Annotated in this window: 1 protein-coding gene (only partly in view); it reads right to left on the reverse strand. The window is 74.2% G+C overall.

Annotated elements, in window-relative coordinates:
* Positions 1 to 18,570, reverse strand: partial view of a type I polyketide synthase gene (locus tag ACWDZ4_RS21620; RefSeq protein ID WP_451510036.1) — the 3' portion only. The gene runs 9,885 nt beyond the window's last position; the window shows 18,570 of its 28,455 coding nt (coding positions 9,886-28,455); the start codon falls outside the window, past its right edge; it ends in the stop codon at positions 1 to 3.

An 18,570-nucleotide genomic window follows, 5' to 3' on the forward strand; every position in this document is an offset into this window, starting at 1 on the left:
CTACAGGTCGGACTGGCCGTTGAGCGCGGCCCGTACCAGGTCTGCCACTGCCATCGAGTCGATGGACTCGTCGGACGTGTCGTCTTCCGCCGGGGCGCTTTCGCCCCGTCCTGCCAGCTGGAGCAACGGTTCCAGCACACCGATGTCCCGCAGTTGTGCCAGCGGCACCGAGGCCAGCAGGGCCCGGATCTCCGCTTCTTCGCTGACGGTCCCCGCCGCGTTCTCGGGCATCAGCTGTCCGAGCACGTGTTCGGCGAGGGAGCTGGGGGTGGGGTGGTCGAAGACGAGTGTCGCGGAGAGGCTCAGGCCGGTGGCCTTGTTGAGCTGGTTGCGCAGCTCGACTGCTCCGAGTGAGTCGACTCCGAGGTCCCGGAAGGACTTCTCGGCGCCGACGGCGTCCGTGTCCGGGTAGCTGAGCACCTGAGCGGCCTGGGTGCGGACCAGGTCCACGACGGTTTCGAGGCGCCGGTTCGCCGACAGGGCGGCGAGCCGGTACCGCAGCCCGGTCTCGGCCGCGCTGTCCACGGGCGCCGCCGTGGCGGCGACCATGCTGTCGTATCCGGGGAACTCCCGGAGCAGGGCGCTGGGCCTGGCCGTGCCGAAGGCCGCGACGAAGCGGTCCAGCGCGACCTCCGCGACGACCGCGGTCGGCTCGGGTTCCATGACCAGCCTGAGCATGGTCTCGCAGGCCAGTTCCGGGTCCATGGCGCCGACTCCGGCGCGCTTGGCGGCCTCGTCGGCCCCGGCTCCTTCTGCCATTCCGCCGCCTCCCCAGGCGCCCCAGGCGACCGAGGTCGCCGGGAGGTCCTGTGCCCTGCGCCGTTCGGCGAGGGCGTCCAGGACCGAGTTGGCCGCCGCGTAGTTGGCCTGGCCGAGGTTGCCCACGGCCGCCGAGGCGGATGAGAAGAGCACGAACGCCGTGAGGTCCGATCCACGGGTCAGTTCGTCGAGCAGGAGGGCCGAGGTGACCTTCGGGCGGAAGACCGCCTCGAACCGCTCCGGGGTGAGCCGGTCGAGCACTCCGTCGTCCAGCACGCCGGCGGCGTGGATCACTCCGGTGAGCGGGTGCTCGGCCGGGATGTCCGCGAGTACGGCGGCCAGTGGGGCGCGGTCCGCGACATCGCAGGCCGCGACGGTGACCGTGGTGCCGAGCCCGTCGAGCTGGGCCCGCAGTGCGTCGGCACCCGGCGCCGCAGGGCCGCTGCGGCTGAGCAGTACCAGGTGCTGGACGCCGTCCTTGGCGAGCCGGAGGGCGACCTGCGCACCGAGGGCGCCGGTGCCTCCGGTGATCAGCACGGTGCCGTTCGGGTCCCAGGTGCGGACGGGCCGCTTGCCGGGGGCCTGTACGAGGCGCCGGGCGAGGACCGCGGAGGTGCGTACCGCGAGCTGGTCCTCGCCGTCGAGGCCCGCCAGTGCTCCGGCGAAGCCCGCCGCGGCCCGCTCGTCCAGGGTCTCCGGGAGGTCGACCAGACCGCCCCAGCGCTCCGGGTACTCCAGCGCGGCGACCCGGCCGAGCCCCCATACGGCGGCCTGGAGCGGGTGGTTCACGGTGTCCGTGCGGTTCACGGACACGGCGCCCCGGGTGGCGCACCACAGCGGCGCCCCGATGGCGGCGTCGCCGAGCGCCTGGAGCAGCACGGCGGTGAGGGCGACTCCCTCGGGCACGCTGCCCGCCGCGGTCTCCCGCAGGGCCAGGAGCGAGAGGACACCGGCGAAGCGTGTGCCGTTCTCGGTGCGCGACCGCAGCTCCCCGGCCAGCGCGGCCCGGTCGGGGCTGGCCACTGCCAGCCGTACGACCTGGGTGCCCAGCGCGTCGAGTACGGCGTTCACCCAGGGGTCCTCGGTGAACTCGGCGGGGATCACGGCGAGCCAGGTCCCCGTCAGGGCCTTGCGGTTCGCGGTGGCTCCGCCGGCCAGCGCCTTCCAGACGATCCGGTGGCGCCAGCCCTCCATGACCGATTCGTCGTTCTGCTGCCGGCGCCAGTCGAACAGGGCCGGCAGCACCTTCGAGAGGGCGTCGCCCTCGACGTCCAAGGTGGCCTCCAGCGAAGCGAAGTCCTCCTGTTCCACGGCGTCCCAGAACGCACGGTCCGTCGTCCGGGTGTCCTGCGCGTCGCCGCCCGTGGGGGTGACGCCCGGCATGACGTCCGGCCAGAAACGGCCGCGCTGGAAGGCGTACGTCGGCAGGTCGAGCCACTGGGCTCCGGTGCCGGCGAAGAACGCGGACCAGCGGGGGCCCGCTCCGTGGACGTGGAGCCGGGCGAGCGCGCCGACGAGAGTGGTCTCCTCGTCGCGGTTCTTGCGCAGGACCGGTACGACGACGGCGCCCTGCGGTGCCGTCTCCTGGGCCATGGCGGCGAGGACGCCGTCGGGGCCCAGCTCCAGGAACGTGGTCACGCCCCGGTCGGCGAGGGTCTGCACACCGTCGGCGAAGCGCACGGCCTCGCGGACGTGGCGCACCCAGTACCCGGCCGAGCACAGCTCCTCGGCCGAAGCCGTACCACCGGTCAGGTTGGAGACCACCGGGATGCGCGGAGCCTCGTACGACAGGCCCTCCGCGACCGCCCGGAACTCCTCCAGCATCGGATCCATCAACGGCGAATGGAACGCGTGCGACACGCGCAGACGCGTCGTCTTGCGCCCCAGCTCCGCCAGCCGCACCGCGACCTCCAGGACCTCCTGCTCGTCACCGGAGATGACCATGGACGAGGGGCCGTTGACCGCCGCGATCGACACACCGTCGACCAGAAACGGCAGGACCTCGTCCTCCGTCGCCTGCACCGCGACCATCGCTCCACCGGACGGAAGGGCCTGCATCAGCCTCGCTCGCGCCGCCACCAGACGGGCCGCGTCCTCCAGCGAGAACACCCCCGCCACATGCGCGGCAGCGATCTCACCGATGGAGTGTCCGGCCACGAAGTCGGGCTTGATCTCCCACGACTCCACCAGCCGGAACAGCGCCACCTCGATGGCGAACAACGCCGGCTGGGTGAAGCCCGTCTCGTTCAGCAGGTCGACGTCCTCGCCCCACATCACCTCACGCAGCGGGCGCTCCAGCAGCGGATCCAGTACAGCGAGTACCGAGTCCAGCGCCTCCGCGAACACCGGGAACCGGCCGTACAGCTCCCGGCCCATCCCCAGCCGCTGCGAACCCTGACCCGAGAAGAGGAACGCGCGCTTTCCGGCCCGCTCCACCTGGTGCTCGACCAGCTCGGGCGCCGTACCTCCCTCCGCCAGGGCGGTGAGTCCCGCCAGCAGACCTGCACGGTCGGTGGTCGTCAGGGCGGCCCGGTGGTCGAAGGCCGTGCGGGTCGTCGCCAGGGAGAACGCCAGGTCGGTCAGGGCGGCGTCCGGTCGTGCGGTCACCTGGGTGAGCAGCCTGCGGGCCTGGGCGCGCAGCGCGTTCTCGGACTTGCCTGAGAGCAGCACCGGCAGCGCCCCGGGCTCGCGGGCCGGTCCGTGCGGGGTGGTGACCGTGGGGTCGGTCCCGGCGGGCGGCGCCTGTTCCAGGATGACGTGGGCGTTCGTGCCGCTCGCGCCGAACGAGGAGACCGCGGCGCGGCGCGGGCGGTCGGAATCGGGCCAGGTGACCGGCTCGGTGAGCAGCCGGGCGGCGCCCGCCGTCCAGTCGACCTGGGTGGTCGGCGTCTCGGCGTAGAGCGACCTCGGCAGGGTGCCGTGTCGCATCGCCATCACCATCTTGATCACGCCGGCGACGCCGGAGGCGGCCTGGGTGTGACCGATGTTGCTCTTCAGTGAGCCGAGCAGCACCGGACGCTCGGGGTCGCGGCCCTGGCCGTAGGTGGCCAGCAGCGCCTGCGCCTCGATCGGGTCTCCGAGCTTGGTGCCGGTGCCGTGGGCCTCGACCGCGTCGACCTCGGCGGTCGTCAGGCCGGAGTTGGCGAGGGCCTGGCGGATGACCCGCTGCTGAGCGGGTCCGCTGGGCGCCGTCAGTCCGTTGGAGGCGCCGTCCTGGTTGATGGCGGAGCCACGCAGGACTGCCAGGATGTGGTGGCCGTTGCGCTGGGCGTCGGAGAGCCGCTCGACGACGAGCATGCCCACGCCCTCGGACCAGCCGGTGCCGTCGGCCGAGTCGGAGAAGGCCTTGCAGCGGCCGTCGTCGGACAGGGCGCCCTGGGCGCTGAATTCGACGAAGCCCGCCGGGGTGGCCATGACGGTCACACCGCCGGCCAGGGCGATGGAGCACTCGCCCGAGCGCAGGGCCTGGGCCGCGAGGTGCAGGGCGACCAGCGACGAGGAGCACGCCGTGTCGACGGAGACCGTGGGCCCCTGGAGTCCGAAGGAGTACGCGATGCGGCCGGACAGGAGGCTGGCCGACTGGGCCGTCTCCCACTGTCCCGCCTCGGCCGGCGGCCGGTAGTCGCCGCTGCCGCCTCCGACGTAGACGCCGGTGGTGCTCCCCCGCAGGGTCGCCGCGTCGATGCCCGCCCGCTCCAGTGCCTCCCAGGCGGCTTCGAGCACGATGCGCTGCTGCGGGTCCATCACGATGGCCTCGCGCGGCGAGATGCCGAACACGGCGGGGTCGAAGTCGGCGGCGTCGTAGAGGAAGCCACCGTTCCCGGTGGTGCTGCGGCCGCGGCCGCCCTCCGGCGGGCCGCCGAGCAGGGTGTCGAGGTCCCAGCCGCGGTCGGTGGGGAACTCGCCCACGGCGTCGGTCTCGTCGAGTACGAGCTGCCACAGGTCCTCGGGCGAGCCGACGCCGCCGGGGTAGCGGCAGGCCATGCCGACGATGACGACGGGGTCGTCCCCGGTGTGCGCCGAGGCCACGACGGAGGCCGTGGTGTCCGGCAGTGCGCCGAGCAGCAGGCTGCGCAGGTGCAGGGCGAGTTCGGCCGGGGTCGGGTGGTCGAAGACCAGGGTGGCGGGCAGGGTGACGCCGGTGGCGGCCGTGAGCTGGTTGCGCAGGTCGACGGCGGTCAGCGAGTCGAAGCCGAGGTCCCGGAAGGGCAGGTCGGATTCGACGGCGTCGGTGTTCGAGTGGCCCAGGACCACGGCGACCTTGTCGGTGACCAGGGCCAGCAGGGCGTCATCACGCTCCGCCTCGGGCAGCGCGAGCAGGTCGCGCCGGTAGGCGCCGTCCGCCGAGAGCTCGTCGCCGCGGTCGGCGTCGGCGGCGGCGATGGCGGTGCGGGCTTCGGGCAGACCGGCCAGCAGGGCGGTGCGGCGGCTTTCGGTGAAGGCCGGCGCGAAGGTCTCCCAGCGCACGTCGGCGACGGTGACGGCCGGTTCGCCGTCGGCGACGGCCCGGCCGAGCGCGGCGAGCGCCGCGTCGGGGTCGAGTACGGGCAGGCCGCTCAGCCGCAGGTGCGCGGCCATGGAGGGCTCGACCAGGTCCGACCAGGCGCTCCAGGAGACGGTGAGCGCGGTGGCGCCGCGGTCGCGGCGCTGCCGGGCGAGGGCGTCGAGGTACGCGCCGTGCGCGGCCTGCGCGGCCCGGCCCCGGACGCCCCAGACTCCGGCGATCGTGCCGAAGAGGACGAACGCGTCTAGCGGCCGGTCGCCGAGTACGGCGTCGAGCTGGAGCGCGCCGGCGACGGCGGCGGTGAGCCCCGCCTCCCCGGCGCCGATGCCGTCGGTGTCCGCCTCCGCGTGGATCACCGCGGTCAGCGGCAGGTCCTCGGGGAGCGCGGCCAGCAGGGCGGTCAGCGCGTCGTGGTCGGACACGTCGCAGACGGCGAAGGTGACCGTGGCTCCGAGCTGTTCCAATTCGGCTTCGAGCTCCTCGGTCCCGGCGAGGTCGTCCGCGTGACGGCCGGTCAGGACGAGGTGCCGGGCGCCGTCGCGGGCCAGCCTGCGGGCGGCCCTGCCGCCCATCGCCGCGGTGCCGCCGGTGATGAGCACGGTGCCGGTGGGCCGCCAGGAGTCGCCGGCCGGGTTGGCCGTCGTGGCGGTCGTACGGACCAGGCGGCGTCCGAGGGTCGCGGTGGCGCGGACCGCGATCTGGTCCTCGCCGTCGCGGTGGCTCAGGGCCGCCGCGAGGGCGGCGCCCGTGCGGTCGTCGAGCGTGGCGGGGAGGTCGATGAGCCCGCCCCAGCGGTCGGAGTGTTCCAGTGCGGCGACCCGGCCGAGCCCCCATACGGCGGCCTGTCCGGCGCTCAGCAGCGGCTCGGCGGAGGAGACCGACACCGCGCCCCGGGTGACGCACCACAGCGGCGCGTCGATGCCCGCTTCGCCCAGGGCCGTCAGCAGCGCCTCGGGCCAGGCCGTCTCCGGCGGCAGGCCGGTGGCGTCCGTGGTGCCGGTGGCGAGCAGGGAGACGACACCGGCGAAGCCCGCTGCGTCGCGGTCCTCGCGGGCCGAGGTGAGCAGCCGCGTCAGGTCCGCGGCGGTGGGCCCGGCGTTCACCCGTACGACGTCCGCGCCCAGCGCCTCGACGGCGGCGTCCGTCCACGGGGACGGGTCACCGGCGGGCAGGAGCACGAGCCAGGTGCCGGACGGTGCGGCGGCGGTCCGTGCGGGCAGCGGGGTCCAGGTCTCGCGGTAGCGCCAGTCGGCGCCGGCGGACTGCTCGCCGCGGCGGCGGCGCCACGCGGAGAGCGCGGGCACCATCGTGGTGACGGTGTCGCCGTCCAGGTCGAGCGAGGCGGCCAGCGACTCGACGTCCTGGCACTCCACGGCCGACCAGAACGCGGCGTCCACCGGGTCGGGCACGCCGACGGCCGCGATGGCGGCGGGCTCCGGCCAGTACCGCTCGCGCTGGAAGGCGTACGTCGGCAGTTCGACCCGGCGTGCCCCGAGCCCCTCGAAGAACGCGGACCAGCGCGGTCCCGTCCCGTGGGTGTGCAAGGCGGCCAGTGCGGCGACGACCGCCGCTTCCTCGCTCTGGTCCTTGCGCAGGAACGGCACGACCAGGGGCGCCGGCTGGGCGCCGTCCAGGCTCTGCTGGGCCATCGCGGAGAGCACCCCGTCCGGGCCCAGCTCGACGAAGGCGCCGACTCCGGCGTCCCGCAGGGTCCGTATCCCGTCGGCGAACCGCACGGCTTCGCGCACGTGCCGCACCCAGTAGGCCGGGGAGCGCAGTTCGTCGGCGGTCGCCGGGGCGCCGGTGAGGTTGGAGACCACCGGGATGCGGGGCTCGTCGAAGGTCAGGCCATCGGTGACCCGGGCGAAGTCCGCGAGCATCGCGTCCATCAGCGGCGAGTGGAAGGCGTGCGAGACCCGCAGCCGCCTGGTGCGGCGGCCGTCGGCGGCGAACACCTCGGCGACCAGCAGGACGGCGTCCTCGGCGCCGGCGACGACCAGCGAGCGGGGGCCGTTGACCGCGGCGATCGACACGTTCGCGTCGAGCAGCGGAGCGACCTCGTCCTCGGTGGCCTCGATGGCGACCATCGCGCCGCCCTGTGGGAGCGCCTGCATCAGGGTGGCGCGGGCCGCGACCAGGCGGCAGGCGTCGGCCAGGGAGAACACGCCCGCCACATGGGCGGCGGTGATCTCGCCGATGGAGTGTCCGGCGACGAAGTCCGGGGTGATGCCCCACGACTCGGCGAGCCGGAACAGGGCGACCTCGACGGCGAACAGGGCGGGCTGGGTCCAGCCGGTCTCGTCGAGGAGTTCCGACTCGAAGGTGCCCGGGAGGGCGAACAGCACTTCCCTCAGCGGGAATTCGAGCTCCGTGTCCAGGTGGGCGAGGACCGCGTCCAGCGCCTCGGCGAAGACGGGGAACCGCTCGTACAGCTCGCGGCCCATGGCGGCGCGCTGGCTGCCCTGGCCGGAGAAGAGGAACGCCGTCTTGCCCGGGGCGCGGCTCGCGACTCCGCGTGCGCTCTCGCGCACACCGTCGGGGCCGGCCAGCAGCACCGCGCGGTGCGGGAAGACCGTGCGGTCGGTGGCGAGCGAGCGGCCGATGTCCAGCGGGGACAGCCCGGTGTTCAGCGCGGCGAAGCCGGTGATCCGGTCGATCTGGGCCTGAAGGGCCTCACGCGTCCGGCCGGAGACGATCCACGGCACGACGGCGGGGGCTGCGGCCGGCTCGGCGGGCTGTGCCTGCGGCGCTTCGAGCGCCGGCGCCTGCTCGACGATGACGTGCGCGTTCGTACCGCTGACACCGAACGCCGAGACTCCGGCGCGGCGCGGGCGGCCGGTCTCGGGCCAGGCGGTCTGCTCGGTCAGCAGCTCCACCGCGCCCGCCGACCAGTCCACGTGCGCGGACGGGGTACCGATGTGCAGGGTCTTGGGCAGCGTGCCGTGGCGCATCGCCATCAGCATCTTGATGACGCCCGCGACGCCGGCGGCGGCCTGGGTGTGGCCGATGTTGGACTTGACGGTGCCGAGCAGCAGCGGGCGCTCCCGGTCCTGTCCGTAGGCGGTGAGCAGCGCCTGGGCCTCGATCGGGTCGCCCAGGGTGGTGCCGGTGCCGTGGGCCTCGACGGCGTCGATGTGACCGGGGGTCAGTCCGGCGTCGGCCAGCGCCTGCTGGATGACCCGCTGCTGGGAGGGGCCGTTGGGGGCGGTCAGGCCGTTGGACGCGCCGTCCTGGTTGACGGCGGTCGAGCGGATGATGCCGCGGACCTCGTGTCCGTTGCGTACGGCGTCGGAGAGCCGCTCCAGGACCAGGATGCCGACGCCCTCGGACCAGGCGGTGCCGTCGGCGCTGTCGGAGAACGCCTTGCACCGGCCGTCGGGGGCCAGTCCGCCCTGCCGGGAGAACTCGACGAAGGAGTCGGGGCTCGACATCACCGAGACGCCGCCCGCGATCACCAGGGAGCACTCTCCGGCGCTCAGTGCCTTGCCGGCCCAGTGCATCGCGACCAGCGAGGAGGAGCAGGCGGTGTCGACGGTGACGGCCGGGCCCTCCAGGCCGAGCGCGTAGGAGAGCCGGCCCGACATGACGCTGGCGGTGTTGCCGGTGGCGACGTAGCCCTGTACGTCGGACAGTGACCGGCGCAGCAGGTTGGGGTAGTCCTGGCCGTTGGTGCCGACGAAGACGCCGGTGCTGGAGCCGCGCAGGGCCGAGGGGTCGATGCCCGCCCGCTCCAGCGCCTCCCAGGTGGCCTCCAGCAGCAGGCGCTGCTGCGGGTCCATGGCGAGCGCCTCACGCGGCGAGATGCCGAAGAAGCGCGCGTCGAAGTCGGCGACCTGGGTGAGGAATCCGCCTTCGAGGGTGTCCGACGCGCCCGCTCCGAGCGCCTCGATGTCCCAGCCGCGGTCGTCGGGGAACCGGGTGATGCCGTCCCCGCCCTCTTCGAGCAGTTGCCACAGTTCCTCGGGCGAGGTGACGCCGCCGGGAAAGCGGCAGCTCATGCCGACGACGGCGATCGGGTCGTCGTGGACGGGCTTGCCGCTCGCCACCGGGGCGGCGGCGCGCTCGGGCAGCGAGCCGAGGATCTCGGCGAGCAGGAAGTCCGCCATCTCGCGCGGGGTCGGCCGGTCGTAGACCAGGGACACCGGGAGGCTGAGCCCGGTGACGGCGGCCAGGGTGTTGCGCAGTTCGAGCGTGGTCAGCGAGTCGAAGCCCAGGTCGCGGAAGGCCCGGTCGTCCTCGATGGCGCCGGGGTCGCTGTGGCCGAGCACGGCGGCGACCTGGGTGCGCAGCAGGTCGAGCACGAACGCGCCGCGCTCGGCGTCCGGGAGTTCCACGAGGCGCTGTCGCAGCAGCGTGTCGTCGCCGGTGGCGCCGGCCGGGGCGGTGGCCGACTGCCGTACCTCCGGCAGGTCGCCGACGAGCGGCAGCGGGCGGGTTGAGGCGAACGCCGGGACGAAGCGGGCCCAGTCGATGTCGGCGAGCGCGAGGGCGGTGTCGTCCTGCTCGATGGCGCGGAGCAGGGCGCGTACGGCGGGTTCCGGCGCGAGGGGTTCGAAACCGCCGCGCCGGACGCGCCGCTCGATCTCCGCCTCGTCGGCGACCATGCCCGATCCGGCCCAGGGGCCCCAGGCGACGGAGAGCGCGGTGCGGCCGTGTGCCCGCCGGTACTCGGCGAGGGCGTCCAGATAGGCGTTGGCCGCGGCGTAGTTGCCCTGTCCCGCGGCGCCGAAGACACCGGCGGTGGAGGAGAAGAGGACGAACGCGGACAGCGGGAGGTGGGCGGTCAGCTCGTGCAGGTTGAGCGCGGAGGCGACCTTGGCCTCCAGTACGGTCCGGAAGCTGTCCTGGGTCAGGGTGTCCACCACGCCGTCCTGGACGACACCGGCCGTGTGGATCACCGCGTTGAGCGGGGCGTCGTCGGGCACGGAGTCGAGCAGGGCGGCCAGGGCGTCGCGGTCGGCGACGTCGCAGGCGGTGATGGTGACCCGGGCGCCCAGGCCCGCCAGTTCGGCGCGCAGCGCGTCGGCGCCGGGGGCGTCCTCGCCGCGGCGGCTGACGAGCAGCAGATGTTCCGCGCCGGCGTGGGCCAGGCCGCGGGCGACGTGGCCGCCGAGTCCGCCGGTGCCGCCGGTGATCAGGGTGGTGCCCGTCGGGTCGAAGGTGTCCGCGGTGGTCTGCGCCGCGGGGCCGTGGGCGAGGCGGCGTACGAACACGCCGGAGGCGCGTACGGCCGCTTCGCTCTCCCCGGCGGTCCCGGCCAGGACGCCGCGCAGCCTGCGCGCGCTGTGGGTGTCGAGCTGCTCGGGCAGGTCGACGCAGCCGCCCCAGCGGTCCGGCTGTTCGAGGGCGACGACGCGGCCCAGGCCCCATACGGCGGCCTGGTCGAGTCCGACGACCGGCTCGGAGCGGCCCACGGAGACGGCGCCGCGGGTGACGGTCCACAGGGGGGCGTCGATGTCCGCGTCGCCGAGCGCCTGTACGGCGACGGCGGTCAGGAGCAGGGAGTCGGGCACCCCGGTGCGGGCGAGGCCGCCGCAGCCGGCGAGGCCGAGCAGCGACAGGACGCCGGCGAACTCGCCGTGTTCGGCGCGCAGTGCGGCCAGCCGTTCGGCGAGCGCGGCCCGGTCGGGGCCGACGCCCTCGCACAGGACGGTCTGTGTCGCGAGGGCGGCGACGACGTCGGCGGACCATTCGGCCTCGTCGGTGCCGGGGGGTGTGAGGACCAGCCAGCGTCCGGTGAGCGCGGTGGGGGCGGTGGATCCGGTCTGCGGCTTCCAGGTGACCCGGTAGCGCCAGGCGTCCACCTCGGACTGCTCGTCGCGGCGGCGGCGCCAGGCGGTGAGCGCCGGGACCATCGCGGTGACGGTCGCGTCGTCGAGGCCCAGTGTGGCGACGAGTGAGCCGACGTCGTCGCGCTCGACCGCCGACCAGAACTCTGCGTCGGCGGCGCTGCCGGCGCTCAGGGGTCCGGCGGCGGGGGCGGCGAGGGTGCCGGGCCAGTACCGCTCGCGCTGGAAGGCGTAGGTGGGCAGCGCGATCCGGCCGGCGCCGCTGTCCGCGAAGTACGCGGTCCAGTCGACGTCCACGCCGTTGGCGTGGGCGCCGGCCAGCGCGGTGGTGACGGTCTGCTCCTCGGGCCGGCCGCTCCGCAGCAGCGGCAGCAGCGCGGTGCGCGGCTCGTCGGTGAGGCTGTCGCGGGCCATGCCGCAGAGCACGCCGTCGGGGCCGATCTCCAGGAAGGTGCGGACCTGGCCCTGTGCGGAGAGCCAGTTGACGCCGTCGGCGAAGCGGACGGCCCGGCGCACGTGCTGGACCCAGTACTCCGGGTCGGTCATCTGGTCCTTGGCGGCGAGGCCGCCGGTGACGTTGGAGACGAGGGGGATCACCGGCGGCTGGTAGGCGACGCCCCGCGCGACGCGGGCGAAGTCGTCGAGCATGCCGTCCATGAGGGGCGAGTGGAAGGCGTGGCTCACCCGCAGCCGCTTGGTCCTGCGGCCGCGTTCGCCCAGGGTGGCGGCGATGCCGAGGACGGTGTCCTCGACGCCGGCGATGACGAGCGACGCCGGGCCGTTGACGGCGGCGACGGACACCTCGTCCTCGTGGCCCTCCAGCAGCGGCAGGACCTCGTCCTCGGCGGCCTCCAGGGAGATCATCGCGCCGCCCTCGGGCAGCGCCTGCATCAGCCGTCCGCGCGCCGCCACCAGGGCGCACGCGTCCTGCAGGGTGAGCACGCCCGCGACGTGCGCGGCGGCGAGCTCCCCGACGGAGTGCCCGGCGAGGTAGTCGGGGGTGATGCCCCACGACTCGGTGAGCCGGAACAGGGCCACCTCGACGGCGAACAGCGCGGGCTGCGCGTACTCGGTGCGGTCGAGGAGGGCCGCCTCGGGCGAGCCGTCGGCGGAGAACAGGATCTCGCGCAGCGGCCGGTCGAGGGCGCCGTCCATCCGGGCCAGTACGGCGTCGAGCGCGTCGGCGAAGACGGGGAACCGCTCGTACAGCTCGCGGCCCATGCCGGGCCGCTGGCTGCCCTGGCCGGTGAACAGGAACGCCGTGCGGCCGCGGGCCGTGCCGCCCTGGACCACGCCGGGTCCGGGCAGTCCGTCGCGCAGCGCCAGCATGCCTCGCAGCAGTTCGTCGCGCTCCCCCGCCACCACGGCGGCGCGGTGCTCCAGGCCGGCCCTGGAGGTGGCCAGGGAGAAGGCGAGGTCGGTCAGGGGGGTGTCGGGGCGCTCCTCGACCAGGGCGAGCAGCCGTCCGGCCTGGGCGCGCAGGGCGGTTTCGCTGCGGGCGGAGACCACCAGCGGCAGGGCGCCGGGGCGGGGCCGGCCGGCGGGGGCCCGCCGGTCGGCGGGCGCCTCGGCGGGCGCCTGTTCGAGGATCGCGTGCACGTTGGTGCCGCTGAGGCCGAACGAGGAGACGGCGCCGCGGCGCGGGCGGCCGGTCTCGGGCCAGTCGGTGCGCTCGGTGAGCAGGTCGATGGCGCCGGAGGACCAGTCCACGTGCGAGGACGGGGTGTCGATGTGGAGGGTCTTCGGTACGACGCCCTCCTGGAGGGCGTGCACCATCTTGATCACGCTGGCGACGCCGGAGGCCATCTGGGTGTGGCCGATGTTGGTCTTGACCGAGCCGAGCAGCAGGGGCCGTTCGCCGTCCCGGTCCTGGCCGTAGGTGGTGAGCAGGGCCTGGGCCTCGATGGGGTCGCCCAGGGCGGTCCCGGTGCCGTGGCCCTCGATGACGTCGACCTCGCGGGACCGCAGGCCGGCGTTGGCCAGGGCCTGACGGATGACGCGCTGCTGGGAGGGGCCGTTGGGGGCGGTGAGTCCGTTGGACGCGCCGTCCTGGTTGACGGCGGAGCCGCGTACGACGGCGAGCACGGTGTGGCCGTTGCGGCGGGCGTCGGAGAGGCGCTCCAGCAAGACCAGGCCGACGCCCTCGGCGAGGGTCATGCCGTCGGCGGCCTCGGCGTACGCCTTGCAGCGGCCGTCGGTGGCGAGGGCCCGCTGGCGGCTGAAGCCGACGAAGGCGCTGGGGGTGGACATGATGCTGACGCCGCCCGCGAGCGCCAGGGTGCTCTCGCCGTTGCGCAGGGACTGGCAGGCCAGGTGGAGCGCGACCAGGGACGACGAGCAGGCGGTGTCGAGGGTGACGGCCGGTCCCTCGAAGCCGAACAGGTAGTTGACCCGGCCGGACAGCACGCTGGAGAGCGTGCCGGTGATCATGTGGCCTTCGGAGCCCTCGGAGGAGTTGGCCACGCTGGACGCGTAGTCCTGGTAGCTGGCGCCGATGAAGGTGCCGGTGAGGCTGGAGCGCTGGGAGACGATGTCGATCCCGGCGTGCTCGAAGGCTTCCCAGGCCGTCTCCAGCAGGAGGCGCTGCTGCGGGTCCATCGACATCGCCTCGCGCGGCGAGATCCCGAAGAAGCCGGGGTCGAACTCCGCGACGTCCTGGAGGAATCCGCCCTGGACCGAGTAGGTCTTGCCGGACCGGTCGGGGTCGGGGTCGTAGAGTCCCTCGGCGTCCCAGCCCCGGTCGGCCGGGAAGGCGGAGACGGCGTCGATGCCGTCCAGGGTGAGCTTCCACAGCTCCTCGGGCGAGGCGACCCCGCCGGGGTAGCGGCAGCCCATGCCGACGATGACGACGGGGTCGTCGTCGGTCGCGGCGGCGGACGCGGTGGCCGCGGGCGTTCCGGCGCTCTGGGCGCCGGCCAGCTCGGTGCGGAGGAATCCGGCCAGTGCGGCCGGGTTCGGGTAGTCGAAGACCATGGTCGTCGGCAGCGTCAGTCCGGTGACGGACGCGAGGCGGTTGCGCAGTCCGACGGCGGTGAGTGAGTCGAAGCCCACGTCACGGAAGGCACGCTGGTCCGGCAGGGCGTCGGGGGACGAAAGCCCCAGCACGGCCATGGCCTCGGTGCGGACGACCTCCAGCACCAGCCGCTCCTGCTCGGCGGCGGACAGGGCCCGCAGCCGGGCGGTGAACTCGCCCTCCACCACGGTGCCGGTGCTCTGCTCGGCGGCCTCGGTCAGGGCCCGGACCTCGGGGATCTCGGCGAAGAGGTTCGTGGGGCGGCTGGAGGTGTAGACGGGGTGGTACGTCGCCCAGTCGACGTCGGCGACCGCGACGGCCGTCTCGTCGTCGTCCAGGGCCCGCTTCAGTCCGCTCAGCGCCAGCTGCGGGTCCATGAACTCCAGGCCGCTGCGGCGGATCATCTGCGGGTCGACGCGGCCGGCCTTGATGTCGTCGGCCCAGATGCCCCAGGAGAGCGAGGTGGCGCGCAGGCCGCGGGCGCGGCGGTGGGCGGCGAGCGCCGCGAGATAGGCGTTGCCTGCCACGTAGGCGGCGTGCGCCCCGCTGCCCCACATGCCGGCGGTGGACGAGTAGAGGATCAGGTCGTCCAGGTCCTCGTGGTCGAGGAGTTCGTCCAGGACCCGGGCGCCGGTCACCTTGGCGTCCAGGACGCGGGAGAAGGCGTCCATGGTGGTCTCGGCCAGCGAGTACAGCTCGATGAGCGCGGCGGTGTGCACGACCGTGCGCACGGTGCGGCCCTCCGCCTTGAGCTGGGCGAGGAGAGCGGCGACGGCGTCGCGGTCGGTGACGTCGCACGCGACGGCGGTGGCCTGCGTGCCCGACGCGGTGAGTTCCGCGACGAGTTCGGCCACGCCCGGGGCGTCCGCGCCCCGGCGGCTCATCAGCACCAGGTGCTCGGCGCCCCGCCCGGCCAGCCAGCGGGCCAGGTGCGGGGCGAGCGTGCCCGAGCCGCCGGTGATCAGGGTGGTGCCGCGCGGCGTCCAGTCGCGGGCCGGGCCCTGCCCGCCGCCGGCCGCGGCGCGGACGATGCGCCGGGTGAAGACCCCGGAGGCGCGGACGGCGAGCTGGTCCTCGTCGCCCAGGGCGCCGGACAGTGCGGACGCAAGCCGTCCGGCGGCGCGCTGGTCGAGTTCGCGCGGCAGGTCGACGACGCCGCCCCAACGCTGCGGGTGCTCCAGCGCGGTGGTCCAGCCGACGCCGGTGACCAGGGCCTGGGTGGGGGAAGTGATCTCGTCGGAGCGGCCGGTGGAGACCGCGCCCCGGGTGAGGAACCACAGCGGTGCCTCGATTCCGGCGTCGCCCAGGGCCTGGACCAGGGAGACGGTCAGGGCCAGGCCGAGCGGCAGCACGGGGGTGCGCTCGTCCGGCTCCTCGGCGGCGGCGAGCGTGGAGACGACACCGGTGATCTCCCCGGCGCCGGCCAGCCGTTCGGCGAGCACCGCGCGGTCCACGCACGTCCCGTCCAGGACGAGGCGGGTGACCGCGGCGCCCTGGCCGCTCAGTGCGTCGGCGACCTCGTCCGTGTCGTGGTCGTGGCCTTCGGCGCCGACCAGCAGCCAGGTGCCGGACAGCGACCGCTGCGGGACGATGCCGACGGGGCTCCAGGACACCCGGTAGCGCCAGGAGTCGACAGTGGAGCGGTCCTTGCGGGACCTGCGCCACGACGAGAGGGCCGGCAGGACCGCGGCCACGGAGTTCTCGTCCGTGCCCAGGGCGGAGGTGAGCGCGGAGACGTCCTCCTGCTCCACGGCGGCCCAGAACTCGGCGTCGGCGGGGTCGGTGGCCACCGCCGGCTCGGCGACGGGAGGGATGGCCCAGAGCTGTTCGTGCTGGAACGCGTAGGTGGGCAGGTCGACCCGGCGGGCTCCGGAGTCCTCGAAGATCCCTGCCCAGTCGACGTCGACGCCGCGGACGAAGACCTCGGCCGCCGAGAGCAGGAAGCGGGACACGCTGCCCTGGTCCCGGCGCAGCGTGCCGGTGGCGACGCCCGGTTCGGCCGACTCGTCGATCATGTCCTGTACGGCCATGGTCAGTACGGGGTGCGAGCTGACCTCGATGAAGGCGCGGTGCCCGGCCTCCAGCAGATCGTGCACGGCGTCGGCGAACAGGACCCTCTGGCGCAGGTTGCGGAACCAGTAGCCCGCGTCCATTCCCGCGGTGTCCAGCCAGTCGCCGATCGTCGTGGAGAAGAACGGGACGTCGCCGGTGCGCGGGGCGATCGGCGCGAGTACGTCGAGGAGTTCGTCGTGGAGGTTCTCGACCTGCGCGGAGTGCGAGGCGTAGTCCACTGCGATCCGCCGCACGCGTACCTCGTCGGCGGTCAGCTCGTCCGACAGCCCGTCCAGCGCCTCGGGTTCGCCGGAGACGACGACCGAGCGCGGTCCGTTGACGGCGGCGACGGACACCCGGCCCTGCCAGGCATCGAGACGGCTCTCCAGCTGCTCCACCGGCAGCGCCACCGACATCATCCCGCCGTGGCCGGCCAGGGTGCGGCCGATGGCCTGGCTGCGCAGGGTCACGACCCGGGCGCCGTCCTGGAGGGACAGCGCGCCGGAGACGACGGCCGCGGCGATCTCGCCCTGCGAGTGGCCGACGACGGCGGCGGGCTCGACGCCGCGGGAGCGCCACAGGGCGGCCAGCGACACCATGACCGCGAACGAGGCGGGCTGTACGACGTCGACGCGCTCCAGGGTGGGCGCGCCCTCCTTGCCCTGGAGCACGTCGATGAGCGACCAGTCCACGTACTCGCCGATGGCCGCGGCGCATTCGGCGATCCGCTCGGCGAAGACCGGTGACTCGGTGAGCAGTTGGGCTCCCATGCCCACCCACTGAGAGCCCTGACCGGGGAAGACGAAGACGGTCTTGCCCTCGACGTCGGCGGTCCCGCGGGCCACCACGGCGGACGGTCCGTCGGCCGCGACGGCGCGCAGGGCGTCCATCGGGTCGGTGTCCTCGGCGGGGACCACCACGGCGCGGTGTTCGAAGACCGCGCGGAAGGAGACGAGCGAGTATCCGACGTCGAGCGGGCGCGGCGCGGGGCTCGCTGTCTCCAGGTGCGACACGAGCCGGGCCGCCTGCGCGCGCAGCGCGGCTGCGGTCTTCGCCGAGACGGTCCACGGTACGACGCCGCCGGCCACCGGCACGGGCTCGGCGGCGGGGGACGCCTCGGGCTCGTCGGCGGGGGGCGCCTGCTCGATCAGGGTGTGGGCGTTGGTGCCGCTGATGCCGAACGAGGAGACCGCGGCGCGGCGGGGCCGGCCGGTCTCGGGCCACTCGACGGCCTCGTGCAGAAGCCGCACGGAGCCGGAGTCCCAGTCCACGTGCGAGGACGGGTTGTCGGCGTGCAGGGTCCTGGGCAGCAGGCCGTGGCGCAGCGCCATGACCATCTTGATGACGCCGGCGACACCGGCGGCGGACTGGGTGTGGCCGATGTTCGACTTGACCGAGCCGAGCAGCAGCGAGCGCTCCGGGTCGCGGTCGCGCCCGTACGTCGCGAGCAGGGCCTGCGCCTCGATCGGATCGCCCAGGGGCGTACCGGTTCCGTGCGCCTCCACGACGTCGATGTCCGAGGGGGTCAGGCGGGCGTTGGCCAGGGCCTGGCGCATCACCCGCTGCTGGGCGGGCCCGTTGGGGGCGGTGAGTCCGTTGGACGCGCCGTCCTGGTTGATCGCCGAGCCGCGGATCACCGCGAGGACGGGGTGTCCGTTGCGCCGGGCGTCGGAGAGCCGTTCGACCAGCAGGATGCCGACGCCCTCGGCGAGGGTCATGCCGTCCGCCCCGTCGGAGAACGCCTTGCAGCGGCCGTCCTGGGCGAGGGCCCGCTGGCGGCTGAAGGCGATGAAGGGGGCGGGAGTGGTCATGATCGTGGCGCCGCCCGCGACGGCGAGCGTGGACTCCCCGTTGCGCAGCGACTGGCAGGCCAGGTGCAGCGCGACCAGGGACGAGGAGCAGGCGGTGTCGACGGTGACGGCGGGGCCTTCGAGGCCCATGACGTAGGAGATGCGTCCGGACAGGACGCTGGGGATGCTGCCGGTGACCATGTGGCCCTCGGCGCCGTCACCGGCGCCCAGTCCGTAGTCCTGGTAGCTGGAGCCGATGAAGGTGCCGGTGAGGCTTCCGCGGGCTGCGGCGGGGTCGATCCCGGCGCGCTCGAAGGTCTCCCAGGTGGTCTCCAGCAGCAGCCGCTGCTGGGGGTCCATCACCAGTGCCTCACGCGGGGAGATGCCGAAGAACGTCGGGTCGAACGCGTCGGCCTCGTGCAGGAAGCCGCCGAGGGTGGAGTAGGTTTTGCCCTGCCGGTCCGGGTCGGGGTCGAAGAGGCCCTCGGTGTCCCAGCCGCGGTTGACGGGGAAGTCCGACACGGCGTCCGCGCCGTCGGTGACCAGGTCCCACAACTGCTCGGGCGAGTCGGCTCCGCCGGGGAAGCGGCAGCCCATCCCGATGATGGCGATGGGTTCGTCGTCGGCGGCGCCGGTGGCGACCGGCCCGGCCACGTCGAGGAC

This window comes from Streptomyces sp. NPDC003016, from assembly GCF_053591455.1.